Raw genomic sequence first — 23,010 nt, 5'->3', positions numbered from 1 at the left:
CTGATCAATAGAGGGAGTATCTCCATGACCCACGACGCAGGGACCGCACCGACCCGCGGCCTCGGCAGCCGCCTCCTCGACCGTATGTTCGCGCGCGGCACCGTCACCGAGGTCGAGCAGATCGCGGCACGGATGCGCCGCGTGCGGATCGGCGGTGAGGGCGTGGCCGGTCTCGCCTGGACACCGGGCCAGCAGGTACGCCTCCACGTCAACGAACTCTTCGCCGCCTCCTCCTGGAAACCGGGGGCGCTCGGCGACGTACTGCGCACCTACTCGGTGTGGGACTACGACGCGTCCGGCGTGCTCGACCTGTGCGTGTTCGACCACGGCGGCACCGGCCCGGGCGGGCGCTGGGGGCGCGAGGCGGAACCCGGTCTGAGCGTGCGGCTGGGCAAGCCGGAAGGGTCGATGACACCGCGCCGGGAGGCGGCGTACCACGTGTTCGTCGGCGAGGAGACCGCCCAGGTTGCCTTCGGCCCGATGCTCTCCGCGCTCGGCGACGACGCGCGGGTGTTCGGGGCGGTGGAGACCGCCACCGAGGACGACCGCCTGCCGCTGCCGCGGGCCGACGACATCGCCTGGACCGAGCGCGGCGACCGATCGGCCGCGTCCTCCGACAGCCTGGTGGAATCGGTACGCGGGCTCGCGCTGCCGGACGAGCCCGGCATCGCCTACGTCGCGGGCGAGGCACGCACCGTGCAGGCGGTACGCGCGCACCTGGTCCGCGACCGCGGCTGGCCCCGCCGGTCAGTGCTGGTCAAGCCGTTCTGGACGCCGGGCAAGAAGGGCATGGAGTAACGAGTCCACCGCCCACCGGAAGCCCGGACACGCCTGCCCGCGCGACCCCCGTACGGCATGATCGGGACATGTCGCACATCGGACTCACCGCGCTCCTGGTCAGGGACTACGACGAAGCCGTCGCCTTCTACGTGGACGCGGTCGGCTTCGAACTCGCCGAGGACACCGACCTAGGCGAGGGCAGGCGCTGGGTCGTCGTGCGCCCTCGCGGCGCCCGGGAGACCGGCCTGCTCCTGGCCCTGGCCGACGGCCCCCGCCAGGACGAGCGGGTCGGCGACCAACTCGGCGGGGGAGTCGGGCTGTTCCTGGTCACCGAGGACTTCGCCGCCGACCACGCCCGCATGACAGCGGCGGGCGTCGAGTTCACCGAACAGCCGCGCCACGAGGCATACGGCACCGTCGCCGTCTTCCGCGACCTCTACGGCAACCGCTGGGACCTCATCCAACCCACCCCCACCCCAGACCCGCCCGCGTAACGTCCCCGGCCCCCGCACCGCCCCGGCACGTCGCCGCTCTTCCCCCGACACCTCGCGCTGTCGGGGCACGGGCTGCTCAGAGGTCGGCTTCGCGGGCGGTGCAGGTTTGGGTCAGGCGGTCGAAGGTGGCGGTGAGGACGGCGCGGCGTTCGTCCTTGTAGGCGGGGGAGGGGCCCAGGCCGTCGATGGTGCTTTCCCAGACGGCCATGAAGGCGGTCTTCCACTCCGCCACGACCGCCGCCTTCGGCAGTTCCGTGCCGACGTGGCCCTGCTCGGCGAGGAGGTGGAGGATCTCGAGGTTGCACGGCACCGCGACGCCCCAGTACTCGTCGGGTTCGATCTCGACCGGATCGCCGGCCATCGCCTCGGTGACCTCGGTGATCAGGCGTGCCATGACGTCCGCCAGGTGGTCCGCCGCCGTGTCGCTGTCGAAGTTGCCGCTGCCCCACGTACCCACGATTCTCCTCCGGATTGACGGTCGGCGGCGACTGTACGTCGTCGGTGCGACAGCCACCGCTCGCGCCTCCTGGTCGGTTGCGTCCTGCGGCCCGGGCGTGAGGAATCAGGCCGGGCCGGGATGCACCCAGGTGACGAGGCGGTGTTCGCGTCCCTTGGACATCTCGACCACCGGCTCCGCACCGTCGGGTACGAACCCGGTCGACCGCGCCACCGCCGAACTCGCGTCGTTGTCGTGGTCGATGCGCAGCACGACGCGCGTCATGCCGAGCGTGCCGTACGCGAAGTCGGTCAACAGCCGGACAGCGCGCGACGCGAGGCCCCGCCCGCGGTACTTGGGGTTGATGCCGTAGCCGAGTTCGGCGCCGCCCGGGTGGTGCGCGTCGGGGAACATCAGTACCTCGCCGAGTGCAAGCCCGCCGTCCTCGGTCACCGCGAGGCACAGGCGCGTACCCGACACCCGGTCCGTCTCGGCCCGTGCCAGCCGGTCGGCGGCGGCCGCGTCGTCGAACGGCGACGGCAGCGGCGTCCAGCGGTCCACCTCGGGGTTGTCGAACGCGTCGCGCATCGCGGGCAGGTCCTCGCGCAGCCACTCGCGCAGGACGAGGCCGAGTCCGGCCAGGCGTACCGGGGCGTCCGGAAGCGGCAGCACGACGGGGGCGGGCGGGCGCGCCGAGAAGGCGGGGGAGGTGGGGGAGGCGGGCGAGGTCATGGAGCCGATCCTGCCATCCCGGACGGCGGATCGCCCTTGATCCTTCCGCCGGTATCCGGTCTGCTGTCCGCCGGTGCGGCCGCACGCCCCGGATCCCCCGGGACGGCCGTTCCAGAGGGAGGACGGGCACATGGGCTTCGACCAGGAGACCGTCGACTACGTCGGCGTCACGCGGCTCCAGGCGTGGTACGCCGACGCGGTCAGCCGCCGCGCGTGGGCCGAGTTCGCGGACATCTTCGACCCCGCCGCCGTCGTGGTGGTCGACACCGGGGTCGGCGAACCGTTGCGGCTGGCGGGTCCCGACGGTGTCTCCGGGTTCATCTCGGGGGCCATCGAGCGCTTCGAGTTCTTCCAGTTCGTGCCGCTCAACACACGCGTGGAGACGTCGGTCGGCGGCGACCCGGACGCGGCCGAGGGCCGTCTGTACATCTGCGAACTGCGGCAGGACCGCGAGAACGGGCACTGGACCAACGCGTTCGGCGTCTACCACGACCAGTACCGGCGCGAGCCGCGGACGAACCGCTGGCGCTTCACGCACCGGCGCTACCAGTCGCTCGCCCGGACGACCGGCCGCGCCGAGGTGTTCGCGTTCCCGCACCACCTTGCGCCGGGCGGGCTCGGCGCGGTCACGGACTGACGGGCGACGGGCGCCGACGGGTGATTTGACGTACCGTCAGCTCTTGCAACACCGGGCGGACCGGCACATGATCGGCTCCACCGGACACGTGGGGCTACGTAGGGCAGGGAGCGGCGGCGATGGCGGGACGGTTCGAGGGCAAGCGCGTACTGGTGACCGGAGCTTCGTCGGGCATCGGCGCCGCGACGGCGGTCGCGTTCGCCCGCGAGGGCGCCACCGTGGGGCTCGCCGCACGGCGCGCCGACCGGCTCGCCGAGGTGCTGGCCGAGTGCCGCGAGCACGCGCCGGACTCGGCCGGCCTGCCGGTCGCGCTGCCCGTCGACCTGGCGGACCTGGACGGCATCGAGGCCTTCGCCGCCGACGCCGCCAGGCAACTCGGCGGTGTGGACGTCCTCGTCAACAACGCCGGCATCCCCAAACGCCGGCGCGCCGCCAAGCTGACCCCCGAGGACCTGCGCGAGGTCATGGCGGTCAACTTCGAGGCGCCGGTACGCCTGACCGCCGCGCTGCTGCCCGGCATGCTGGAACGCGGTCACGGACACGTCGTCAACCTGTCCAGCATGGGCGTGCACATGTTCAGCATGGGCGCGGGCGCGTACGCGGCGTCGAAGGCCGCCGTCGAGCTGTGGACCGAGGCGCTCTACCTCGAACTCGCCGGAAGCGGCGTGTCCGCACACCTTCTCGTGCCTGGGACCACCGCCACCGAGTTCAGCCGCGAGCGCGACAACAACGACCCGCCCTTCCCCGTCGACCCCGCCACCGCCGCGACGCCGGAACAGGTCGCGTCGGCGCTGCTGGACTGCCTGGGCACGGACGTGTTCGTCACGTACGCGACCGAGCGCGACGCGGCCACCGCACGGGCCAAGAACGCCGACCCCAACGGGTTCCTGGGCGACTTCCTGACCAAGATGGGACGCCGCTGACGCGGGCCGACCCGGCGCGTTCCCGACGGAGCGCACACGGCGATATGGGAGACTCGCCCGATACGCCACGCGATCTCGGGGAGGACCAGCCGGTGAGCACCAGGGAACTGCCGTACCGTCAGATTCGGCAGTCGGCCAAACTCGCCGGCGTCTGCTACGACATCCGCGGTCCCGTCCTGGACGAGGCCAAGCGGATGGAGGACGAAGGCCACCGCATCCTCAAGCTCAACATCGGCAATCCCGCGCCGTTCGGCTTCGAGGCTCCCGGCGAGATCCTGCACGACATGATCCTCGGGCTGCCGTCCGCGCAGGGGTACTGCGACTCCAAGGGGCTGTTCCACGCCCGGCGCGCGGTCGTGCAGCACTACCAGGAGCGCGGCATCCACGGGGTGGACGTCGAGGACGTCTACCTCGGCAACGGCGTCTCCGAGCTGATCGTGATGGCCCTCCAGGCACTGCTGGACGACGGCGACCAGGTCCTCGTGCCCGCCCCCGACTACCCGCTGTGGACCGCGGCCGTCTCGCTCTCCGGCGGCACCCCCGTGCACTACCTGTGCGACGAGAGCGCCGACTGGTTCCCGGACCTCGACGACATCGCCGCGAAGATCACCGACCGCACGCGCGCGATCGTCGTGATCAACCCGAACAACCCGACCGGGTCCGTCTACTCGCGCGAACTCCTGGACGGCATCGTCGATCTGGCGCGCCGCCACGGCCTGCTGCTGCTCGCCGACGAGATCTACGACAAGATCCTGTACGACGACGCGGTGCACGTCCCCCTCGCGTCGCTGGCGCCGGACCTGCTGTGCCTGACGTTCAACGGGCTGTCCAAGGCGTACCGGGTGGCGGGGTTCCGCTCCGGGTGGCTCATGCTGTCCGGCCCGAAGACGCATGCGGAGAACTACATCGAGGGCCTGAACATCCTCGCCAACATGCGGCTGTGCGCCAACGTGCCCGCGCAGCACGCGATCGCGACGGCGCTGGGCGGGCACCAGAGCATCCGCGAACTGATCCTGCCGGGCGGGCGGCTGCTCGCGCAGCGCGACAAGGCGTACGAACTCCTCACCGCCATCCCGGGCGTCACCTGCGTCAAGCCGCGCGGGGCGTTGTACGCCTTCCCGCGCATCGACCCCGAGGTGTGCCCGATCGTCGACGACGAGAAGTTCGTCCTGGACCTGCTGCTGCAGGAACGCATCCTGGTCGTGCAGGGCACCGGCTTCAACTGGCCGACCCCGGACCACTTCCGCATCGTGACGCTGCCGCACGTCGACGACCTCGACGACGCGGTCACGCGGATCGGGAAGTTCATCGGGTCCTACCGGCAGTGACCCGCGCGCCCGGACCCGCGCTCAGAGACCCACTCAGAGACCCACTCAGAGACCCACTCAGAGACCGCTCAGAGGCCCGCGCCGAGCGTCGTACCGCCCGGTGACAGGCGTCCCTCGGGCGCGCCAGGACGCGTGCTAGGTTCCCGATCATGAGCACCGAATGGCCCGCCCACCTGCCCGTAGGCTCCGTGCGCTTCGCCCGGCCCACCGCCCGCTACGACGAGGTGGTGGCCTTCTACGCGGATGCGCTCGGGCTGCCGGTGCTGGCCCGCTGGCGTGGCGACGACGGCCACGCGGGGTACGACGGCGTGCTGGTCGGGCTGCCGGGCGCGGCGGTGCACCTGGAGATCACCCAGCACGGCAATCCGCCGGTGATCCCGGAACCACACCCGGAGAACCAGCTCGTGCTGTACATGTCCGGTCCGGACGCGGTGGCCGCGGCGACGGCCCGGCTGGGCGCCGCGGGGCACGAGCCGGTGGCCGCCGCCAACCCGTACTGGCCGGAGCGCGGCTGCGTCTGCTTCGCGGACCCGGACGGCTGGATCATCGTGCTCGCGCCGTGGGTCTTCGGCGTCGACCCGGTGCCGGCTCCGGTACCGACGGCCTGATCCGGACTGATCCGACCTGACCTGATCTGGGGTGATCTGGTGTGGTCGGCCCTGGTCCGACCTGGCGATCTTGACCGCGCCGCTCGCCGGGATCCGCAAACCGCCCTACGTCGGGCGGAGTTGCGGATCCCGGCGTGCACCGTTCCACGCGCCCGGATTCGGACCCGGATTCCGACTCAGGGGAGCTTCTTGACCCCGGGGACGATCCGCTCGCCGAAGAACGCGGCCTGCTCCAGGAATTCCGCGCGGGTGCGGGCCGGGAGCGCGATGGTCACGCCGGTCACGCCGGCCGCCGCCTGCTCGGCGAGGTCCTCGACAACCGCGTCGGCGTCGATGTCGGCGCCCGAGAACATGCTGAGCCCGCGCGGCATGAAGATGACGTCGATGGGGTCGGTGCGCCCGACGGACTCGGCGTACTCGCGCGCGTAGTCGAGACGTGCGCGCAGGTCGTCGAGCGACTCGATGCCAGGCGTCTTGAGGCTCTTGGACGCCTTGGCCGGCGCGGGCATCGGCAGCCAGCCGTCGCACAGGTCGACGACCCGGCGGATCGCCCGCTTGCTGTTGCCGCCGACCCACACCGGGATCCGCTGCTGGGCGGGACGCGGCAGCATCGTGTTGCCGACCGCGGTGTACCCGGTGCCCTCGAACGTCACCGACTCGCCGGTCCACGCGGCGCGCATCGCCCGCAGCGCCTCGTCGAGGTAGTCGTTGCGGCCCTCGAACTCGGCGCCCAGGGCCGCGAACTCGGGTTCCAGGTAGCCGGCTCCGACACCCAGGATCACCCGGCCGTTCGACAGCGCGTCGAGCGACGAGATCATCTTCGCGGACACGAACGGGTTGCGGTACGCGGGTACGAACAGGTTCGTGTGCATCCGCAACGTGGTGGTGGCCGCGGCGGCGAACGACAGCGTCACCATCGGGTCCAGCGTGTGGTGGCCGCCGTGCGCGAGCCAGGTGTCCCCGGGGAAGGGGTGGTCGGTGGTGAAGACCGCGTCGAAGCCCGCCGTCTCGGCGGCACGGGCCATCTCCATGACCGCCTCGGCGCTGATCAGATCGGCACCGGCGTCGACCAGATGGGTCGGGAGACCAAGCGAGAGGAACATGGGCCGACGCTAGCAGGCATCTGACGATCCGTCAGGAGCGGGCCGCGAGTTGTCTCGCGCGAGGCGGGCACGGGCGTACGGCCGCTGCCTCGCGGCCTCAGCGAACCGGGCGGCGGGGAGACGCGGGGGCCGCGGGCGACTGGGCGGGACCGACCCCCGGTTCGCCGCCGCGTTGCCGGGGAGCGCCGGGAGGCGCGGCGGTCGCGGCATCGCAGCCCGGATCGGCAGACGGCCCGGTCACGGGCCCGCCTGAGGGCTCGGCGCCGGCCTCGGGCCGCGGCTCTGTGTCCGTTCCGGGCTCATGGTCCGCACGCGCATCCGGATTCGTGCCCGAGGCGGCTTCTCCGGCCGTCTCCGCGTCCGCTTCGCGGTCCGCCACCGCGCCCGACGGCGGCTGGGTGGTTTCGGTGGTTTCGGCGGATTTGGCGTTCTCCGCGGGTCCCGCGATCTCCCGAGACTCCGGGGGAGGCGGCGGCTCGGCCTCGTCACGGTCGCCGTCGGCCCCCGCTTCGGCGGCAACCGCCGTCGGGGCCGCCGCGTCCCCGGGGTGGCCCTGGTCGCCGGACCCCGCGTACCAGGGGGTCTCCGGGTCGGCCGCGTCGGCGGCACGTTCGGCGGCGTTGCGGGCCTTGGCGCCCCGCAGGGCGAGGACCACGACGCACATCAGCGCCAGGTACCCGGCCACACCGACCCCGAGCCAGACCCACACAGTGCTCTCCCTCGCGAATCCGGCAGGCGTGCCCGTACGTCACGGTGCGACGGCTCGGTCACCCTCGGTGTCCCGACGATCCTAGGGCGTTTCCGGACACACCCCGATCATCGGAGGCCGCGGGTCGCGCGGTGTCCGCCGCATGGTGCCGGGGCGCGGCGGGCCTACCTGCCGGAGTTCGTGCCGTGTTCGCTCATGGCACTTGCCCGAAATGTACCCGGATAAAGGCCGTCAACCCCTGTGGCGGGAAAGGGAGTTCCGGGTGTCGTCCGGACGGCTGCGGGGGCCGTCCCGCGAGCGCGGCCGACGCGGTCGGCAAGTGCCGCAAAACGGGTGAATCACTGCGAGGAAAGTTCGGGGTTGCATCGTGAGCGTGTTCCGATATATCGTTGAGCCATCGCGAAGGGTTCGCGATATGAAGGAGAGACATCATGCATGCCAAGAAGCACCGTCCCGCATGGGGCGACCGAGAGATGCGACGTCCGGCGTTCGGCCCGTGGGGCCCCGACCCCTCGTGGGGTCCGGGCGGCTTCGGGCGGGGCCATGGCGGCCACGGCCCGCGCGGCCGGGGACGCGGCCGGGCCCGGCGCGGCGACGTCCGCGCCTCGATCCTGGCCCTGCTGGCCGAGCGGCCGATGCACGGCTACGAGATGATCCGCGAGATCGCCGAGCGCACGCAGGACGCGTGGAAGCCGAGCCCCGGCTCCGTCTACCCCACGCTCCAGCTGCTCGAGGACGAGGGCGTCATCGCCGGTGAGGAGTCCGGCGGCAAGAAGCTGTTCTCGCTCACCGACACCGGCCGCGAGGAGGCCGCCGCGCAGCCCGAGGGCGCAGCCCCGTGGGATGCCGTCAACCAGGGCTTCGACCGCGAGGCGTTCCACGAGGTCCGCACCGCCGTCTTCCAGGTCGGCGACGCACTGCGCCAGGTCATGGCGACCGGCAGCGAGGACCAGCGGGCCAAGGCCCTGGAGGTCATGGCGGACGCCCGCAAGCGTCTGTACCTGATCCTGGCCGAGGCCGACTAACCGTGGGCGCGCGAGACGTGCCGCCCCGCCGGGGCACCGCCCCCGGGACGGCCGTGCGCGGGACGGAGAAACGGTGAGCCGGGACCGGCTGAAGGGTCCCGGCCACCCGCACTCCTCGTCGCGGACCGCCGCAGTACCCGCCTCCGCGCCCGGCTTCGACCGCCGCCCCGGTCCCCTCGCCGTCGGCGTCAGCCTCGGCCTGGGTCTCGGCCTCGGGGTCTACGCGTGCCCGGTGCCGTCGGGGCGCAGCGCACCGGCAGCCCCGAAACGGGCCGCCTCCGCCTCTGCGTCCGAGTCGGGCGCCTCGCTCACGCCGTCCGGTACACCGACCGGATCGCCCGGACCTCGTCCGGAACCATCGGCGCGGCCGGGAGCCCCCGGGCCGACAGACGCCGCTTGACCGACCGGGCGATGCCCGATCCCAGCACGAAGTGCGTTTCCGTCGCCGCCCGTTCCTGCCCCGCCTCCAGCGCGAGGGCGCCGCGGCTCGTCACGCCCGTGCCGTGCAGGTCCAGATAGACCAGCGCGTGTCCGCGCTCGGCCAGCACCCCGGCAATCCGCCCCGTCGCCGCGTCGTCCAGGCGGTTCGACGCCGCGCCGAGGAAACCGGACGCGCGTACGCCGCCGACCGACAGCACCTCCACGCCCGCGTCGACCGCGGCCGCGACCAGCGCGGCCACCGCGTCGGGGCCGGCCCCGTTGTCGCCGACGGCGAGGCGCCGCAGGCGGCCCGGTGCGGTACGCGCGGCGCGGGCGAGCCCCGTACGCAGCGCGAGGAGGCCGGCGTCGCCGAGTGCCGTGGCCGAGACGTACAACTCCCGCAGCCCGCAAGGGGCTCCCAGCAATCGGGCGAGCACCGTACCGGCCTCCGGGCCGAGCCGGTTGCCGGTCAAAAAGAGCCGCTCGACGCGGTGTACGCCTTGCGGGGGAGCCGTCAGCACGTCCACCAGCTCCGGCAGATCGGCCGCGGTCAGGCCGGTCTGCACGAGGTCGGCGGTCGTGAGCGGCGTACCGTCGCGGACCAGTGCCGCGACGGTACGCGCGCCCGCCCCGCCCAACGGATTGCGCTTGAGCCAAAGGCCCGAGACGCCGGGCCGGTCGCGCAACGCCGCCGCTATCCCGTCCGCGCCTTGGGGGCCGATCAGGTTGCACCCCAGGTACACGGTGTCGACCCCGGCCCCGGCGGCAGCGTGCGCCACCGCGACGGCACCCGCGTCGCCCAGCAGGTCGGTGCCCATCAGCAGATGCCGCACCGGCCCGCCCGGGCGCAGCGCCGCGGCCACCGCGCGCCCGCCGTCCGGTCCGAGGTCCTGTTTGCACAGGTCCAGGCGACCGTCCGGGAGCAGCGTCCCGACCGGGAAGTCGAGGCGCCCGGCGACCGGCCCGTCCTGCGCGAGCCGGGACAGGAGCGGCGCCAGGTCGGCGCCGTCGGAGCGGTCCCGGGTCACCACGGCGCCACCGCGTAGTCCTTGAGGAAGCACCCGAACGGCGGCTCCGCGCCCGGGTCCTGCTCACCGCGCACCACCGGGTCGTACACGCGCGCCGCGCCGTCCACGATGTCGAGCGGCGTGCGGAACCCGGCACGCGCCACCCGCTCCCGGTCCGGGAACGGCTTCTCGTCGGTGATCCACCCGGTGTCCACACTCGTCATGTAGACGCCGTGCCGCGCCAGATCCTCCGCGCTCGTGCGCGTGAGCATGTTGAGCGCGGCCTTCGCCATGTTCGTGTGCGGGTGGCCGGGGGCCTTGTAGTGCCGCGTGAACTGCCCTTCGACGGCAGAGACGTTGACGATGTAGCGGCGTGCGTACGGCGACTCGAGCATCAGTGGCAGGAGGCGGCTCACCAGCAGGAACGGTGCGGTGACGTTCACGAGTTGCACCTCCAGCAGCTCGACCGGGTCGATCTCGTGCACCCGCCTCGACCACGAGTTCGCGGGCGAGGTGTCGGGAAGCAGTCCGGCGGCGTCGAGAGGAAGTGCCAACCCGCCTGCCGCGGACACGAGTTGCGGCAGCGGCTTGACGGCGCCTCCGGGTACCGCCGGCGCGACCGCGGTGACCGGCTCGAAGGCCGCGGCGCCGAGTGCCGCGCGCTCGGCCGCGAGCAGCGGGGCGTACGACTCCGGCGGACGCCGCACGGTCTGCGCCGCGTTGTTGACGAGGATGTCCAACGGGCGTCCTTCGGCCACGAGTTCGTCGCACCACGTGATCAGCCGGCCCGGGTCCCGCAGGTCGATCGGGACGACGGTCAGCCGGTCGAACCACGCGCCGTGGTCGGGTACCGCCGCGAAGCGGGTCCGCGTGTCGTGCGGGAACCGCGACGTGACGATCACCTCGGCTCCGTCGCGCAGCAGCTTGAGCACCAGCTCGAAACCGATCTTGACGCGACCGCCGGTGACCAGCGCACGGCGCCCGGCCAGGTCGGCGCGGGCCCGCCGGCGCACCCGGTTCTCGTGGGCGCAGCGCGGGCACAGCTGGTGGTAGAAGGCGTCGATCACGCTGTAGATGCGCTTGCAGACGTAGCAGCGCTGCCCGGGGACGGTGCCCACGGGTCCGGGGTCGGCCGCCGAATCGTCGAGCGGCTCGTCGTCGACGCGGTCGTCGGCGCCGGTCGCGGTACGCGCGAACACCTCGGCGCGCTCGGCGGCACGCGTGCGCTTCCGCTCGGCGCGGCGCTGTTTGCGGCCCGAGTTCACGAAGGCCGTGACCGCCAGCTCGATGCGGCGGCGCACCGGGTCGTCGGGGGCCAGGTCCTCCAGCGCGGCCAGTTGTGCCAGGCACGCGTCCAGCGCGCGGCCCGGACCCGGGTCGTGGGCCGTCGGGTTGTGGGCCGTCGGGTTGTGCGCGGCCCCGTCGGTCGTCGCCCCCGGGGCGGTTGTCGTGGTCGGGGCATGGATGGACGGCACCACAGGGGGTGCCGGAGTCGTCTCGGTCAACGCGGCGCTCCCCTTGGGGTAGTGGACGGTCGGAGCGGCCGGTACCTACGGCTCTGCGGGATCGGGGCGCCGTGCCCCGGCCGGTGCTGCGTGCGTCATGGCGGTCGCCTTCTGTCGGTCGTGCGGCCAGGTCTGTTGTGCTCGTGTGTTCGTGTGCTCGTGCCCGGAGGCGACGGTACGGCCGCCGGTGGGCCCGGCCGGGATCGAACCGGCGTCCTCCCGTTCATGAGACGGGCGCGACGACCACTGCGCTACGGACCCGCGCGTGCCGTCAAGGTACCGGCGCAAAGCCGCTCCGGGCACCGGGATTTCCCCGGCCGCAGCGGCCCCGCCAGGCACAACGGCAGCGCACTCGCGCCCGCAGTGGGCCCGGCCGGACTCGAACCGGCGTCCTCCTGATGAGAAGTCAGGCGCGTCGGCCGCTGCGCTACGGGCCCACTGCGTGGGGGAGCCTACCGGGGCGGGTACGGTCGGCGCGGCGCGGTGTGTTCCGCGGGCGCCGGGGCATCGACCGCCCGGCCCGGGGCCGCGCCGACGCAACATACGCCGAACCACCGGGAGTCCGCCGATGACCACCGCCGAGAACTGGACCACCGCGGCGGACCTCGCCGCCGCACGCGAACGCTTCGAGGCGGCGATTCCCGGGTGGCGGACACCCGCCGCGTTCGGCATGGGCACGGTGGCTTCCGGGACCGACGCGGAAGCGGGCGGCGCGGCCGCGGAGTTCCCGGTGGCCAACGCCGGGGGAGCCGCCCTCTCGGCGGTGGTGCTGGCGACGGCGTGCGGCCACCGGACGGGCACCGCGTCGTACGACCTGACGGTCGACCAGGTGGGGCGAGCGGTGGAGCTGCTTGCCCCGGCCGAGGGGTACACCGCGGTTCCGCACCCCAACATGGCCGCGTGGCGCGCCGTCCTCGCGCGGCTGCGCGCGGGCGACCGTGGGGTCCGGGCCGTGGCCGTGTTCGTCGCGGACCTCGCCGACCCGGTGGCCGATGCGCACGACGCGGCGTTGCGCGCGGCGATCTCCGCCGACGGGCCGTGACCGCGACCACGATCGGTCGATAGGGTGCGGTTTCCGTGCAGGTTCCGGTCGGCGTCTCGAACATTTCGAGGCGATTTCCGGCCATGAACCGACAAGCGGTTCACATGTGACGCGACATCAACGGCTCAAGCGACAAAAGCCATATCAGCGACAACAGGGGTTCGTTCATGGCCAGGCGGGGTACGCCGCGGTTCAGTTGTCTGTCGATGGTCGTCGTCACGGTGCTGGTGGTCGGCCTGGTCGTCGCGGGCGTGGTGGTCACCCTCAGGGTCGAGGCGCGCCGCGACCTCAAGCGCACCGAACGCCTCGCCCTCGAACACGCCCGGCACTGGGCCGGGATCGTGGCCGGGTCCATGGACGCCGGCGCGTCGCCGCTGGGCGACTCGCTGCGCCTGGACTTCTGGGAGGTCAAGGTGCGCGTGGTGACGCTGGACCGAGCGGCCGAAGGCATCAAGGGCATCGTGAAGGCCGAGGAAGAGCGCACGACGACCTTCGGCAAGTCGACGATCTACCGCTGCTTCACGTACGACATACCGGTGCAGGCCAGACCGACCGGACGCTTCGACGTCCTGCCGGTGGCCTGCCCTCCGGAACTGCCCGTCGTCGGCGGAACCTGACCGCTTGTCTCAGGGCAGGAACATGACCGCCCGTCTCAGAGCAACTGCCCGTACCCGCGCATCGGGTACGGGGACCGCGCTTCACGGGCCGCGGCGTCGATCTCGTCGAAGAACGTCTGGTTCGGCAGCGCGCCCACCAGCTTCTTCCCGTTGACGAAGAACGTCGGGGTCATCTCCGCCCCCGCAGCGACGCCCTCGGCCACGGTGTCGTCCACCGCCTGCCGAGCCGCGGGACTTGCCATGTCGGCCGCGAAGCGGTCCAGATCCGGTACGCCCGCCGCCCGCGCGTACCCGAGCGGGGTGCTCTCCGCCGCCGGGGTGTAGGCGCCTGCCTGGTAGGCGGAGTTGTGGAACTCCCAGAAGCGCCCCTGCTGTGCCGCCGCCCAGGCCGCCCGGGCCAACTCGTCGGACCCCTCGCCCCGGATCGGGAAGTTGCGGAACTCGATGCGCAGCACGCCCGCGTCGACGTACCGGCTGACGATCTCCGGCCCGGTGTCGCGGGCGAAGCGGGTGCAGTAGCCGCACAGGAAGTCGGCGTACTCGACCATCACCACCGGCGCGTCCGCGCGCCCGACGGCCATCGGGTCGTTCGTGGCCACGGGCGAGGCCGGGCGTACGAACGGCGTCGAGTACGCCGCCGCCGGCACCGCGTCGCGGCGCGAGTGGCTCTCGATCGGCGCCGTGGGCGTCTCGCCCGGGGACGTGCCGCCCGTCGGCGCCGATCCGGCCTGCGCGAACTGCGCCAAAATGCCCATCACCACAGCCAGCAGGCCCACGGCCGCCACGGCCACGACCCGGCGGCGGTACGCCCGCGAGGTCGGACCCTCCTCGGCTCCCAGAATGATCCGCATCGATGTGCCGCCTTCCGTTGGGGTCGTCGCACAGCGCGCAGCACAACGACGGCGGACCCCGAAGAGTCACGCAGGCGCCACGCAGATTGCGCCGCACGGGGCCGAGGGGTGCCCTACAGGTCGCGCCTGCGGACCACCGGCATCGCGATCAGCACGGCCATCGCGGGCCACGTGGCGAGCACGATCCACGACTCCGCGACGGTCATCGGGTACTCGGCCAGCCGGGCCATCGAGTCCGGCCCCACCAGCCGCTCCCACGCGCTGGTCGGCGCCGCGTGCTTGAGCGCCGCCGTCCAGGGCCGCCGGTCGTCGAGGAAGGACGGCAGCACGATCAGGAGCAGGATCGTCGCCACCACCGTCGTCGCGGCATGCCGGACGACCACTCCCAGGCACATGCCGACCAGCGCCGACACCGGGGCGAGCAGCGCGGACGCGGCCAGCGCGCGCAGCGTCGCGGGGTCCGTGACCGGCACGCCCGCGCCTCGGCTCCCCAGGATCGCGCGCGTCACGCCGAGCGACGCCGCGGCCACCACCGCGCCGAACACCGTCATCAGCGCGGCCAGCACGGCCGCCTTCGCGGCGATCACGGACTGCCGTGCGGGGACCGCGGCATAGACGGTACGCACCATCCCCGTGGCGTACTCGCTCACGACCGCAAGCGCGCCGACGGTCCCGCACGCCAGCACGAGCAGCATGGCCGCGTTGGTGCTGAAGGCGTCCCGCAGCGCGGTGACCTCGACCACGAACCGGCGCGCCTCCGCGTCGTAGTGCGGCCAGTTCGCGTAGTCGGCGTAAGCGGCGTTCGCGTTGAGCGCGAGCACCGCGGCCGCGGTGACCAGCAGCACCCAGGGCGTCGAGCGCAGCGACCACAACTTGATCCACTCGGCCGCCGCCAGGTCGCGGAAGCGGGCGCGGGGCTCCGGCCGCGGAGCGGAGCGGTACGTCGTACGGGACTTCGGACCGGGCGCCGGACCGGGCGCCGGGCCGGGCTCGCGTCCGTCGCCCGAGCGGGCGTCCGAACAGGTTTCCGGGCGGGCGTCGGAACGGGCCCCCGCACCAGCCTCCGAACGAGCCTCTGAGCGGGGCACTTTGCGCAGCGCGGGCCCGGCGCCCTCGGATGCCGCCGGGCGGGAGGCCGTCCCCGTCATCGCTCACCGCCTGCGGTGAACTGGACGCGGTCACCGGTCATTTCCACGAACGCCTCCTCAAGTGACGACGCGCGCGCCGCCAGTTCCTCCAGGACGACCCCGCCCGCAGCCGCGACGCGGCCGACCTGGGAGGCGGTCAGTCCCGTCACGGCCATTCGCCCCGCGGCCTCGGACCGCACGGTCGCGCCCTCGGCGGACAGCAGCACGGCCAGCGCGTCGGGGTCCGGCGTACGCACCACCACGCTCGGCCGCCGTCCCCGCGCCGCGAACTCCGCGACGCCCTCCGCCGCGACCAGCGCCCCGCGCCCGATCACGACCAGCCGATCGGCGGTGTTCTCCATCTCGCTCATCAGATGGCTGGAGACGAACACGGTCCGCCCCTCGGCGGCCAGGCGCCGGAACAGTCCGCGCACCCACAGCACACCCTCGGGATCCAGGCCGTTGACCGGCTCGTCGAACAGCAGCACGGGCGGATCACCCAGCAGCGCCGCCGCGATGCCGAGGCGCTGCCGCATGCCCAGCGAGAACCCGGCGATCCGCCGGTCCGCCGCCGCGGACAGCCCGACCTCCTCCAGCACCTCGTCCGCGCGGCGGCGCGGGATCGCGTTGCTCCGCGCGAGCACCCGCAGGTGCGCCGAGGCCGTGCGTCCGCCGTGCACGACGTGGGCGTCGAGGAGGGCGCCGACGTGCCGCAGCCCGCGCGGGCGGTCGCGGAACGGGCGGCCGTCGACCAGCGCGGTGCCGCCGGTCGGCGCGTTCAGGCCGAGGATGAGCCGCAGCGTCGTGCTCTTGCCCGCGCCGTTGGGTCCCAGGAAGCCGGTGACCTGGCCGGGACGGACCGTGAAGGTCAGCCGGTCGACGGCAGTGGTGCCGTCGAATCGCTTCGTCAACTCGTGGACTTCGATCATGCCGTCCACGGTGCCGCCACAGCGTGTACGCGGGCATCGGGCCGTGGGCCACAGTAGTCGGCCCGGGAGGTGGCCTCCGGGCGTACGCCCCCAGGCCAATGCCACTGAACAGGGCAAACGTCTACGATCTGGCTGTGCCGACCGAACCGGAGACCCCGTCCGCCCGCCGCCTGCCGCCGCCCGGCGTGTGGACGGCGCCGCTGTTGTGCGCGCTGGTCGGCGCGGCCGTGATCGTGCCCACGAGTCCGGACGGCGCGCTCGACGGCGACCTGGTCCTCGGCTTCGCGGGGCCGGGGCCGGCTCTCGCGCTACTCGTCACGGCCGTCGGTTTGGCGCCCCTGACCCTGCTGCGCCGCCGCCCGCTGCCGGTGCTCGCCGTGCTGCTGGTCGCCCTTATGGCGATACCTGCCGTCCTCGGTGAACGCGGCGTCGCCGTCCCACAGGTCCTCGCGGTGCAGGCCGCGGTCGCCCACATCGCCGCGACGCGCGTACGGCGGACCTCGGTCGCGGCGGCGCTCGGCACCGCGGCGGTGCTGGGCGCGTACGCCGCCGCCTGGCCGCCCGCGGGCGACCCCGGCGTGGTCCTCGTCGCCGAAATCCTGCTGGCCGCCACCGCCGTCGCGTGGGCCGCGGGCGACGCGCTGCGCCGCCGCCGCGCCGCGGACGACGAGCGCCGCGTCCGCGACACCCTTCAGGCCGTCACCGCCGAACGCCTGCGCATCGCCCGGGAGTTGCACGACATGGTCGCGCACAGCATCGGCATCATCGCCATCCAGGCAGGCGTCGGCCACCGGGTGCTGGACACGCAGCCCGAGGAGGCGCGCAACGCGCTGAAGGCGATCGAGGCGACCAGCCGGGAGGCGCTCGCCGGAATGCGGCGTACGGTCACCGCACTTCGCGCCGCCGAAGCCGAACCGGCGCGCGACCGGGACGGCCGCGCGGGCCGCAGCAGGTCCGAGGACCCGGTACGCGCCCCGGCGCCCGGACTCGCCGACCTCGACCGGCTCGCCGCCACCAGTGCCGACGCGGGCGTACGCGTCGAGATCTCGTGCGGCGGAGTGCCCCGGCAACTCCCGCCGGACATCGACCTGTCCGCGTACCGCATCGTCCAGGAGGCGGTCACCAACGTGATCCGGCACGCGGGGACGGATGTGTGCCGCGTCGCGGTCGACCGGGACGACGGAGAACTGCGGCTGGAGATCACGGACGACGGGCGCGGCGGACCGCCGTCCGGGCGGGGCTTCGGCCTGACCGGGATGCGCGAGCGCGCGGCACTGCTGCACGGCGAACTGACCGCCGGACCACGGCCCGAGGGCGGGTTCCGGGTGACCGCCCGCCTGCCCCTTCCCGCGGAGAACCGATGACGATCCGTGTCGTGCTCGCCGACGACCAACCGCTCATCCGCACCGGGCTGCGGGTGCTGATCGCCGACACCCCGGACCTCGTGGTGGTCGGCGAGGCCGGAACCGGCGCGGAAGCCGTCGAGCAGGTCCACCGACTGCGGCCCGACGTCGTGGTGATGGACATCCGCATGCCCGGCACCGACGGCATCGAGGCGACCCGCCGCATCGGCGAACTGCCGGTCGACACCAGGGTCCTCGTGCTGACGACCTTCGACGACGACGATTCGGTGTACGGTGCGCTGCGCGCGGGCGCGAGCGGCTTCCTGGTCAAGGACATGGCACTCGACGACATCCTCGGGGCGATCCGCGTGGTGGCCTCGGGCGACGCGCTGATCGCGCCGAGCGTGACGCGGCGCCTGATCGGCGAGTTCGCCGCGCGCCCGGCGGCCACCGCGAAGTCCGGTGGTCAGGGCGAGGGCTCCGGAGTGCCGGGCGGCGTCACCGAGCGCGAGCGTGAGGTGCTGGTCCTCGTCGGGCGCGGGCTGTCGAACACCGAGATCGCCGCGGAACTGCACATCAGCGTCGCGACCGCCAAGGCACACGTGGCGCGGTTGTTCACCAAGCTGGCCGCCCGCGACCGCGTGCACCTGGTCATCATGGCGTATGAATTCGGCCTGGTGGCACCGTAGTTGCGCCGCCGGGTCGGGCCGACCGGGCGTGGTCGGCGCAATCGTTCAGAGCGGCCGGTGGACGGCGTCGTGCCAGACCCGAACGCGCTCCGGGTCCACCGGGCCGGACCAACCGCCGTCCCGCGCCCCGGTGCCGATGTGGAAGGCATCCGCGCCCGCGGCCCGCAACTGCGGTACATGGTCGAGACGCAGACCGCCGCCCACGAGGACGCGCGGTGCTGCGGTGAGTCCGCCCGAGCGGTCATGTCCGTCCGAGCCGCCGTGTTCGCCCGAGCGGTCGCGTTCCGGCCCCGTCGCGTCCAGCTGCGACGCGAGGACAGCCGCCCCGGCTCCGACCCCTTCGCGGGCGCCTGAGGTCAGGACCGTGTCGACACCCGGCAGCCCGCCAATCAGCCGCCACGCCTCGGCGCGGTCGCGCGCGTGGTCGACGGCCCGGTGGAACGTCCAAGCACCATCGGGCAGTCCGCCGAACACCGCGTGACAGGCCTCGACATCGACGGCACCGTCCTCGGTCAGCCAGCCGCCCACGAACTCCCGGGCGCCCGCCGCCCACAACTCGGCGGCGTCGGTGCGGAGGGCGTCCGGCGACGCACCGCGCGCGAAACCGGCCGTGCGGCGGACCATGACGCGTACCGGGACCTCGACCGCGTCCCGGACCGCCCGGAACACCGCGGGATCCGGAGTGAGCCCGTCGGCGGCCATGTCGGTGACCAGTTCGACCCGGTCCGCGCCGCCCGCGACGGCGGCCAAGGCGTCGGCGGGGGAGAGGACCACGACTTCGAGGAGCGGTTCGCGCATTCCAAGATCCTGTCACGCGGCGCGTGAGCCGCCCGCCGGGGTGCCGCGGCGCGCGTCAGTCGGTCGCGAGGTGCTCCAGCAGCGATTCGTTCAACTCGGCCACGGCGTTCTCCGGCACCCAGTGGTCCGCGTCCGGCAGCTCCACGAACTGGTACGGCGCGCTCACGTACGTCGCCGTCATCTCCGCGGCGATGCGCCCCATCGCCGGGTCCTTCGCCCCCCAGACGTACAGCGCGGGCACCTCGATGCTTCCCGCGTCGTGCAGCGACTTGGGCTCGATGGCGCGGTACCAGTTCAACGCGGCCGTGAGCGCGCCAGGCTGCCGCAGAACATCCAGATACTCCGCGACCGCGGTCTCCGAGAGCCCCTTGAAGGCGGCCCGCAGGTACTTCGCGTCGTCCGCGAGCAGCAATTCCTCGGCCTCGCCCCGGGTGCGGAACAGCTTCATGTACGAGGAGCGCTCGCGCTGGTCCGACCCGGTCTGCCGACTCGCCGCCCACATGGCGTCCGGGTGCGGCGTCGACACGACGGACACCGTGCGCACCCGTGCCGGGTGCAGCCCCGCCACCTGCCACGCGATCGCCCCGCCCCAGTCGTGGCCCACGAGGTCGAAGGCCGCTCCGCCGGCGGCCGGCCCGACCGCGCCGAGCGCGTCCGCGACCGCCAGGACGTCTCCGACCAGCGCGTCCCGGTCGTACGCCGACTCCTCGGCCGGCCGGGCACCCGGCGAGTAGCCGCGCTGGTCGAACGCGACGGCCCGATAGCCCGCATCGCCCAGGGCGTCCAACTGGCCGAGCCACTCCGCCGAGGTCTCGGGGAACCCGTGCAGGAGCAGGACCAGCCGCCCGTCCCCAGGGCCCGCGGCCCGCGCGCGGAAAGTGAACCCGCCCGCTTCGACATCAATGGTCTCGATCACGGCCATGGCGCCTCCCTGGTGCTGTGCGCGATCCCGGGACGCCGGGCGGCGCCCTGTCCGGCTCGGCAACCTGCCGGCTGCCCAGTCGGCAAGATAGGCGCCCGACGTTAACAGGGGGTAGCACCACGGCACCGGGGCCGCACCCGCCGCGCAGGGCGCACACGACCGTGGGTGGCACGAGACCCGGATGGGAGTCAGGCGAAGTTCCACTCGCTCGGCAGGTCCGCGTCGCACAGGGCGCAGGTGAAGTAGCCGTCGCGCACTACGTTGCGTTCACCGCACCGCGGGCAGCGACGGAAGACGACCGAGCGGGTGAACGCGTCCGGGCGCCCGACGCCGATGGTGTCCAGGGCCGCGGCCAGGACCGTCCAGCAGTCCGGGTCCGGGCAGTACCCGGTCGACAGGTTGTCGGCCTCGTCGACCATCCAGCCGTCCGCTGCGCGCACGAACGCGATCTCCCCTGCCGCGCCCACCGGTTCGCCGCCCGCACAGGCCACATGCTCGCTGCGCCGTGGAGCGAGCCGCAGTACGCCGTCGGCGCCGACCGTGTAGGTGAACGGCTCGTCGTGCTCGGCGGGCGGGCGTGCGCCCAGCCATGCGGACAGATCGGCGCGCGTCCGGGCGGGTGTCCCCGGGGGCTGGGTGCGGGCGGCTTCGGCCAGAGTTGGCGGGCCGACGTACGGGAACAGCCTTATGCCGTCGGTCAGTCCACGTCCAGGCGGTCTCGGTGCCATATGCCGATCATGCCTGGTTCCGCGGCGGGGTGGCCGAGGAGCTCCCAGAAGCGGTCGGCCATGCGCGCCGGATCGACGGCCGACCCGTCGGCGTCGCCGCGCGGTCGCGCCCCCGGAACGCCGTCGGACCATGACAGCGACACCCGAGCCCGGTGCGTGAACTCCTCGTGTACCCCGGCCAAGGCGGCTCCGATCCGACTCCTCCGCATCCCCAAAAGCCGGGTCATCGCGGCCAGTTGCGACTTCGGACGGCCCTGAAGGGTCTCGTGGAGCAGATCCTCGACCTGCCCGGACGCGCCCGCGACACGCACCAAATCGCGTAGCGAAAGCCCGAGTTCGCGAACCAGGGCGGCCGAGGCGCGCTCATCGCCGCGCCAGGCGTTCTCGCGTTCCATGGCGACGTAGCGCGACTCGGGTACGCCGATGCGCGCACACAACTCCGCGACCGACAGACGCCGTCCGATCCGGTGCTCGCGCAGTGCCCCGGCCGATCCCATGAGGTCGACGGGAGCACACCAGAGGATTTCCGCGAGCGCGAGCAGTTCCGATTCGTCGGGCACCGCTTGCCCCGACTCCCAGGCAGCCACCGTGGCGGCTGTCGTGTGCACCCGGAACGCCGCGAGTCCGTAGGCGACTTGATCATGCGTCATGTGCAGTCCGACGCGGGCGCGGCGCGCCGCGACGGGGGAGAAGGGCGGGCGTTGTTCTCCGGCGGGCTCCACGGGGTCAGGCTAGGTGCGCCCCCGCCGCGGCCGGACCTGGACGATCACACCGCAGTGGACGCTGCGAGACGCAATCGGATTGGGGCAACCTCCAACCGCATCAACCGGGCGCAACCGGGCAGCGGAATTACATGCTTCCCGTTGTCTTGGTCCTCATCCTGGCCCTCCTGCTCTTCGGTGCGGGGTTCCTCATCGAGGCACTGTGGTGGGTCGCAGTCATTGTCATCGTCGTCTGGTTGCTGGCCTTCGTCTTCGGCGGCCAGCGCATCGGAGTACGGGCGGGCGCCCGCGGCGGCGGCGGTCGGCGCGGCGGGTACCGCAGGCGCCGTACCACGCGCACGCGTACGCGCCGCCGTCGCTGGTAGGCCGCAGCCCACCCCGGACGTGACGGGACCCCGGACGTGAAGGGACCCCGGAGCGAACGGGGGGACGCTCCGGGGTCTCGACGGGTACAACGACCTTGCGCGCCGCGGGTTACGCACGATTCCGGAAGTCGTCCGGTACAACTCCCGGAAGCCGTTCCGCAAGTCTTTGCGAGGTCTTCGCACGGTCTCGGCGAGGAGCTCGGGCGCGTCCCGAGCCCAGGCCGGCGACCGGTCAGTGCCCCTCGTCCTCGTCCAACAGCCGTTCCAGCACTGCCTGGAACTCCGCGCCGACGACGATCGACAACTGCCCGTCCTCGTCGCGCTCGCTCAGCTGGGTGAGTCGGCCCCGACGCCACCAGTACACGTACGGGCTGACCGGGCCCGGCGCCTCCTCGTGCCGGTACGCGGCGAACGCCGCCAGCGCGTTGAGCGACGGGATCACGTCCACGCCGACGACCGGGTGGAACGCCAGCATGTGCCGGAACGGCATGGCCACCAGCGCGCCGTCCGGGCCGATGCCCTCGCCCGAGACACGCTCGGCGAGGTCGTCGAGCACCAGCACGCGGCTCGCGGTGAAGAACGAGTCGCCCAGCACCACCCGGAACGTCGCGCCGTCGTCCTGCTTGACCACGTCGTGGTCCTCCACCGGCAGCGCGCGCAGGTTGTTCATCGCGCGCAGCCGCAGTTCGGCGATGTCGCCGAGCTGCGCGAGCGCGTCGCCCGGCAGCGTCTGCACGCTCTCCGGCAGGTCGAGGGCCAGCACTTCGCGCAGACCGGGGGCCGGGACCGGGGCGTACCCGAAGGCGGGGTCGTCGGGGAGGTTGTCGTCCGAGGTGACGCGCGGGTAGAGCCGCGCCCACAGCTCGTCGGTGGGCAGCGTCTCGACGGCCGAAGGGGCGTCCATCGCGCGCACGAGCTTGTCGACGTGGTCGCGGATGAGCGACGCCCAGGCGCGCTGGCCGCGTTCGTTGTTGTGGCAGCCGGCCGCGAGGTTGTACAGGTTGTAGTGCCGGTTCGCGCTGTCCGTCATGTGGTCCGCGAACACCGTGACCTCGAGGCCGCGTTCGGCGAACGCCTCGCGGGGCGCGACAAGGTCGCCTTCGCCGAACTCCTCGACGAGCCGTTCCTGGCGCTTCCGGCCACCGCGGGTCCGCTGCGCGAGTACTGGCT

At 73.1% G+C, this 23,010-nt stretch carries 26 protein-coding genes and 2 tRNA genes; 12 read left to right on the top strand and 16 right to left on the bottom strand.

All coding sequences use genetic code 11. The features are described from left to right. Positions 1-24: 24 nt before the first annotated feature. Together AB0C36_RS21290 and AB0C36_RS21285 are read left to right on the top strand one after the other, a co-directional pair. Complete coding sequence (locus AB0C36_RS21290) at positions 25-798, top strand: siderophore-interacting protein (protein ID WP_358356253.1); 774 nt, start codon at positions 25-27, stop codon at positions 796-798. A 68-nt stretch (positions 799-866) separates the two neighbouring features. Further along, entirely contained in the window at positions 867-1,274 is a 408-nt protein-coding gene (locus tag AB0C36_RS21285; RefSeq protein ID WP_358356252.1) for a VOC family protein, read from the top strand. Positions 1,275-1,350: 76 nt separating this feature from the next. Here the strand turns inward: AB0C36_RS21285 and AB0C36_RS21280 are convergent, their stop codons facing one another. Beyond that, on the bottom strand, positions 1,351-1,731 hold the full coding sequence (locus tag AB0C36_RS21280) for a DUF4259 domain-containing protein (protein ID WP_358356251.1): 381 nt from the start codon (positions 1,729-1,731) through the stop codon (positions 1,351-1,353). 105 nt (positions 1,732-1,836) lie between these two features. Further along, entirely contained in the window at positions 1,837-2,442 is a 606-nt protein-coding gene (locus AB0C36_RS21275; RefSeq protein WP_358356249.1) for a GNAT family N-acetyltransferase, read from the bottom strand. A gap of 130 nt (positions 2,443-2,572) precedes the next feature. On the opposite strand from AB0C36_RS21275, the gene AB0C36_RS21270 reads away from it, so the two are divergent. The 4 genes from AB0C36_RS21270 to AB0C36_RS21255 all read left to right on the top strand — a co-directional run bounded on the left by AB0C36_RS21270 (position 2,573) and on the right by AB0C36_RS21255 (position 5,938). Next, entirely contained in the window at positions 2,573-3,079 is a 507-nt protein-coding gene (locus AB0C36_RS21270; RefSeq protein ID WP_358356247.1) for a nuclear transport factor 2 family protein, read from the top strand. Positions 3,080-3,198: 119 nt separating this feature from the next. Further along, positions 3,199-4,002, top strand: a complete 804-nt coding sequence (locus AB0C36_RS21265; protein WP_358356245.1) for an SDR family NAD(P)-dependent oxidoreductase — start codon at positions 3,199-3,201, stop codon at positions 4,000-4,002. Between the two features lie 92 nt (positions 4,003-4,094). Then, entirely contained in the window at positions 4,095-5,330 is a 1,236-nt protein-coding gene (locus tag AB0C36_RS21260; RefSeq protein ID WP_358356243.1) for a pyridoxal phosphate-dependent aminotransferase, read from the top strand. Between the two features lie 149 nt (positions 5,331-5,479). Beyond that, positions 5,480-5,938, top strand: a complete 459-nt coding sequence (locus AB0C36_RS21255; RefSeq protein WP_358356242.1) for a VOC family protein — start codon at positions 5,480-5,482, stop codon at positions 5,936-5,938. Between the two features lie 176 nt (positions 5,939-6,114). On the opposite strand, the gene AB0C36_RS21250 is transcribed toward AB0C36_RS21255, so the two are convergent. Then, positions 6,115-7,041: an LLM class F420-dependent oxidoreductase gene (locus tag AB0C36_RS21250; protein ID WP_358356240.1), complete on the bottom strand. Its 927-nt coding sequence runs from the start codon at positions 7,039-7,041 to the stop codon at positions 6,115-6,117. 97 nt (positions 7,042-7,138) lie between these two features. Continuing rightward, positions 7,139-7,750, bottom strand: coding sequence for a hypothetical protein (locus AB0C36_RS21245; RefSeq protein ID WP_358356238.1), 612 nt, complete (start codon positions 7,748-7,750; stop codon positions 7,139-7,141). 431 nt (positions 7,751-8,181) lie between these two features. Here AB0C36_RS21245 and AB0C36_RS21240 point away from each other — a divergent pair, with 431 nt between their 5' ends. Next, on the top strand, positions 8,182-8,775 hold the full coding sequence (locus AB0C36_RS21240) for a PadR family transcriptional regulator (protein WP_358356236.1): 594 nt from the start codon (positions 8,182-8,184) through the stop codon (positions 8,773-8,775). Positions 8,776-9,083: 308 nt separating this feature from the next. Here AB0C36_RS21240 and AB0C36_RS21235 read toward each other — a convergent pair whose 3' ends face one another. The 4 genes from AB0C36_RS21235 to AB0C36_RS21220 form a co-directional block, all read right to left on the bottom strand. Then, on the bottom strand, positions 9,084-10,226 hold the full coding sequence (locus tag AB0C36_RS21235; protein ID WP_358356234.1) for a leucine-rich repeat domain-containing protein: 1,143 nt from the start codon (positions 10,224-10,226) through the stop codon (positions 9,084-9,086). Continuing rightward, a complete protein-coding gene (locus AB0C36_RS21230) occupies positions 10,220-11,707 on the bottom strand; it encodes an SDR family NAD(P)-dependent oxidoreductase (RefSeq protein ID WP_358356232.1) in 1,488 nt (495 codons plus the stop codon). Before AB0C36_RS21230 ends, AB0C36_RS21235 begins: the two co-directional genes overlap by 7 nt. A gap of 188 nt (positions 11,708-11,895) precedes the next feature. Continuing rightward, positions 11,896-11,968 (bottom strand) — tRNA-Met (locus AB0C36_RS21225). A gap of 103 nt (positions 11,969-12,071) precedes the next feature. Next, positions 12,072-12,144 (bottom strand) — tRNA-Arg (locus tag AB0C36_RS21220). Positions 12,145-12,275: 131 nt separating this feature from the next. Between AB0C36_RS21220 and AB0C36_RS21215 the strand changes: the two genes are divergently transcribed. Together AB0C36_RS21215 and AB0C36_RS21210 are read left to right on the top strand one after the other, a co-directional pair. After that, positions 12,276-12,749, top strand: coding sequence for a hypothetical protein (locus tag AB0C36_RS21215; protein ID WP_358356230.1), 474 nt, complete (start codon positions 12,276-12,278; stop codon positions 12,747-12,749). A 167-nt stretch (positions 12,750-12,916) separates the two neighbouring features. Further along, complete coding sequence (locus AB0C36_RS21210) at positions 12,917-13,366, top strand: hypothetical protein (RefSeq protein ID WP_358356229.1); 450 nt, start codon at positions 12,917-12,919, stop codon at positions 13,364-13,366. A gap of 35 nt (positions 13,367-13,401) precedes the next feature. On the opposite strand, the gene AB0C36_RS21205 is transcribed toward AB0C36_RS21210, so the two are convergent. From AB0C36_RS21205 to AB0C36_RS21195, 3 genes are all read right to left on the bottom strand, one after another. Continuing rightward, the gene (locus tag AB0C36_RS21205) at positions 13,402-14,217 is read right to left on the bottom strand and encodes a DsbA family protein (RefSeq protein ID WP_358356227.1); all 816 of its coding nucleotides are present in this window, start codon (positions 14,215-14,217) and stop codon (positions 13,402-13,404) included. Between the two features lie 113 nt (positions 14,218-14,330). Then, on the bottom strand, positions 14,331-15,365 hold the full coding sequence (locus AB0C36_RS21200) for an ABC transporter permease (protein WP_358356225.1): 1,035 nt from the start codon (positions 15,363-15,365) through the stop codon (positions 14,331-14,333). After that, the gene (locus tag AB0C36_RS21195; protein WP_358356223.1) at positions 15,362-16,273 is read right to left on the bottom strand and encodes an ABC transporter ATP-binding protein; all 912 of its coding nucleotides are present in this window, start codon (positions 16,271-16,273) and stop codon (positions 15,362-15,364) included. Before AB0C36_RS21195 ends, AB0C36_RS21200 begins: the two co-directional genes overlap by 4 nt. A 134-nt stretch (positions 16,274-16,407) precedes the next feature. Between AB0C36_RS21195 and AB0C36_RS21190 the strand changes: the two genes are divergently transcribed. Both AB0C36_RS21190 and AB0C36_RS21185 read left to right on the top strand, forming a co-directional pair. Then, positions 16,408-17,637: a sensor histidine kinase gene (locus tag AB0C36_RS21190; protein ID WP_358356221.1), complete on the top strand. Its 1,230-nt coding sequence runs from the start codon at positions 16,408-16,410 to the stop codon at positions 17,635-17,637. Then, a complete protein-coding gene (locus AB0C36_RS21185; protein ID WP_358356219.1) occupies positions 17,634-18,305 on the top strand; it encodes a response regulator in 672 nt (223 codons plus the stop codon). Before AB0C36_RS21190 ends, AB0C36_RS21185 begins: the two co-directional genes overlap by 4 nt. A 45-nt stretch (positions 18,306-18,350) precedes the next feature. Here the strand turns inward: AB0C36_RS21185 and AB0C36_RS21180 are convergent, their stop codons facing one another. From AB0C36_RS21180 to AB0C36_RS21165, 4 genes are all read right to left on the bottom strand, one after another. Beyond that, positions 18,351-19,103 carry a copper homeostasis protein CutC gene (locus AB0C36_RS21180; protein ID WP_358356217.1) on the bottom strand — a complete coding sequence of 251 codons (753 nt, stop codon included), beginning with the start codon at positions 19,101-19,103 and terminating at the stop codon, positions 18,351-18,353. Positions 19,104-19,158: 55 nt separating this feature from the next. Further along, positions 19,159-20,025 (bottom strand): alpha/beta fold hydrolase, encoded by an 867-nt coding sequence (locus AB0C36_RS21175; protein WP_358356215.1) that lies wholly within the window; start codon positions 20,023-20,025, stop codon positions 19,159-19,161. A gap of 188 nt (positions 20,026-20,213) precedes the next feature. Next, entirely contained in the window at positions 20,214-20,753 is a 540-nt protein-coding gene (locus AB0C36_RS21170) for a hypothetical protein (protein ID WP_358356213.1), read from the bottom strand. Further along, the gene (locus AB0C36_RS21165; protein WP_358356211.1) at positions 20,723-21,475 is read right to left on the bottom strand and encodes a helix-turn-helix domain-containing protein; all 753 of its coding nucleotides are present in this window, start codon (positions 21,473-21,475) and stop codon (positions 20,723-20,725) included. The genes AB0C36_RS21170 and AB0C36_RS21165 overlap by 31 nt, the downstream gene beginning before the upstream one ends. A 131-nt stretch (positions 21,476-21,606) precedes the next feature. On the opposite strand from AB0C36_RS21165, the gene AB0C36_RS43265 reads away from it, so the two are divergent. Continuing rightward, positions 21,607-21,840 carry a hydrophobic protein gene (locus AB0C36_RS43265; RefSeq protein WP_435839088.1) on the top strand — a complete coding sequence of 78 codons (234 nt, stop codon included), beginning with the start codon at positions 21,607-21,609 and terminating at the stop codon, positions 21,838-21,840. 232 nt (positions 21,841-22,072) lie between these two features. Here AB0C36_RS43265 and AB0C36_RS21155 read toward each other — a convergent pair whose 3' ends face one another. Next, a complete protein-coding gene (locus tag AB0C36_RS21155) occupies positions 22,073-22,870 on the bottom strand; it encodes a DUF1444 domain-containing protein (protein WP_358356210.1) in 798 nt (265 codons plus the stop codon). Between the last annotated feature and the right edge of the window lie 140 nt (positions 22,871-23,010).

Origin of the sequence: Streptodolium elevatio, assembly GCF_040649515.1 — a bacterium.
Taxonomy (GTDB): domain Bacteria; phylum Actinomycetota; class Actinomycetes; order Streptomycetales; family Streptomycetaceae; genus Yinghuangia; species Yinghuangia elevatio.
This window is presented reverse-complemented; position numbering and strand designations above follow the sequence as displayed.

Excerpts from the sequence above, each read along its gene's own strand:
- AB0C36_RS21290 (WP_358356253.1), top strand. The coding sequence starts at position 25 with ATGACCCACGACGCAGGGACCGCACCGACCCGCGGCCTCGGCAGCCGC.
- AB0C36_RS21285 (WP_358356252.1), top strand. The coding sequence starts at position 867 with ATGTCGCACATCGGACTCACCGCGCTCCTGGTCAGGGACTACGACGAA.
- AB0C36_RS21275 (WP_358356249.1), bottom strand. The coding sequence starts at position 2,442 with ATGACCTCGCCCGCCTCCCCCACCTCCCCCGCCTTCTCGGCGCGCCCG.
- AB0C36_RS21270 (WP_358356247.1), top strand. The coding sequence starts at position 2,573 with ATGGGCTTCGACCAGGAGACCGTCGACTACGTCGGCGTCACGCGGCTC.
- AB0C36_RS21265 (WP_358356245.1), top strand. The coding sequence starts at position 3,199 with ATGGCGGGACGGTTCGAGGGCAAGCGCGTACTGGTGACCGGAGCTTCG.
- AB0C36_RS21255 (WP_358356242.1), top strand. The coding sequence starts at position 5,480 with ATGAGCACCGAATGGCCCGCCCACCTGCCCGTAGGCTCCGTGCGCTTC.
- AB0C36_RS21250 (WP_358356240.1), bottom strand. The coding sequence starts at position 7,041 with ATGTTCCTCTCGCTTGGTCTCCCGACCCATCTGGTCGACGCCGGTGCC.
- AB0C36_RS21240 (WP_358356236.1), top strand. The coding sequence starts at position 8,182 with ATGCATGCCAAGAAGCACCGTCCCGCATGGGGCGACCGAGAGATGCGA.
- AB0C36_RS21215 (WP_358356230.1), top strand. The coding sequence starts at position 12,276 with ATGACCACCGCCGAGAACTGGACCACCGCGGCGGACCTCGCCGCCGCA.
- AB0C36_RS21210 (WP_358356229.1), top strand. The coding sequence starts at position 12,917 with ATGGCCAGGCGGGGTACGCCGCGGTTCAGTTGTCTGTCGATGGTCGTC.
- AB0C36_RS21205 (WP_358356227.1), bottom strand. The coding sequence starts at position 14,217 with ATGCGGATCATTCTGGGAGCCGAGGAGGGTCCGACCTCGCGGGCGTAC.
- AB0C36_RS21200 (WP_358356225.1), bottom strand. The coding sequence starts at position 15,365 with ATGACGGGGACGGCCTCCCGCCCGGCGGCATCCGAGGGCGCCGGGCCC.
- AB0C36_RS21195 (WP_358356223.1), bottom strand. The coding sequence starts at position 16,273 with ATGATCGAAGTCCACGAGTTGACGAAGCGATTCGACGGCACCACTGCC.
- AB0C36_RS21185 (WP_358356219.1), top strand. The coding sequence starts at position 17,634 with ATGACGATCCGTGTCGTGCTCGCCGACGACCAACCGCTCATCCGCACC.
- AB0C36_RS21180 (WP_358356217.1), bottom strand. The coding sequence starts at position 19,103 with ATGCGCGAACCGCTCCTCGAAGTCGTGGTCCTCTCCCCCGCCGACGCC.
- AB0C36_RS21175 (WP_358356215.1), bottom strand. The coding sequence starts at position 20,025 with ATGGCCGTGATCGAGACCATTGATGTCGAAGCGGGCGGGTTCACTTTC.
- AB0C36_RS21170 (WP_358356213.1), bottom strand. The coding sequence starts at position 20,753 with ATGGCACCGAGACCGCCTGGACGTGGACTGACCGACGGCATAAGGCTG.
- AB0C36_RS43265 (WP_435839088.1), top strand. The coding sequence starts at position 21,607 with ATGCTTCCCGTTGTCTTGGTCCTCATCCTGGCCCTCCTGCTCTTCGGT.
- AB0C36_RS21155 (WP_358356210.1), bottom strand. The coding sequence starts at position 22,870 with ATGACGGACAGCGCGAACCGGCACTACAACCTGTACAACCTCGCGGCC.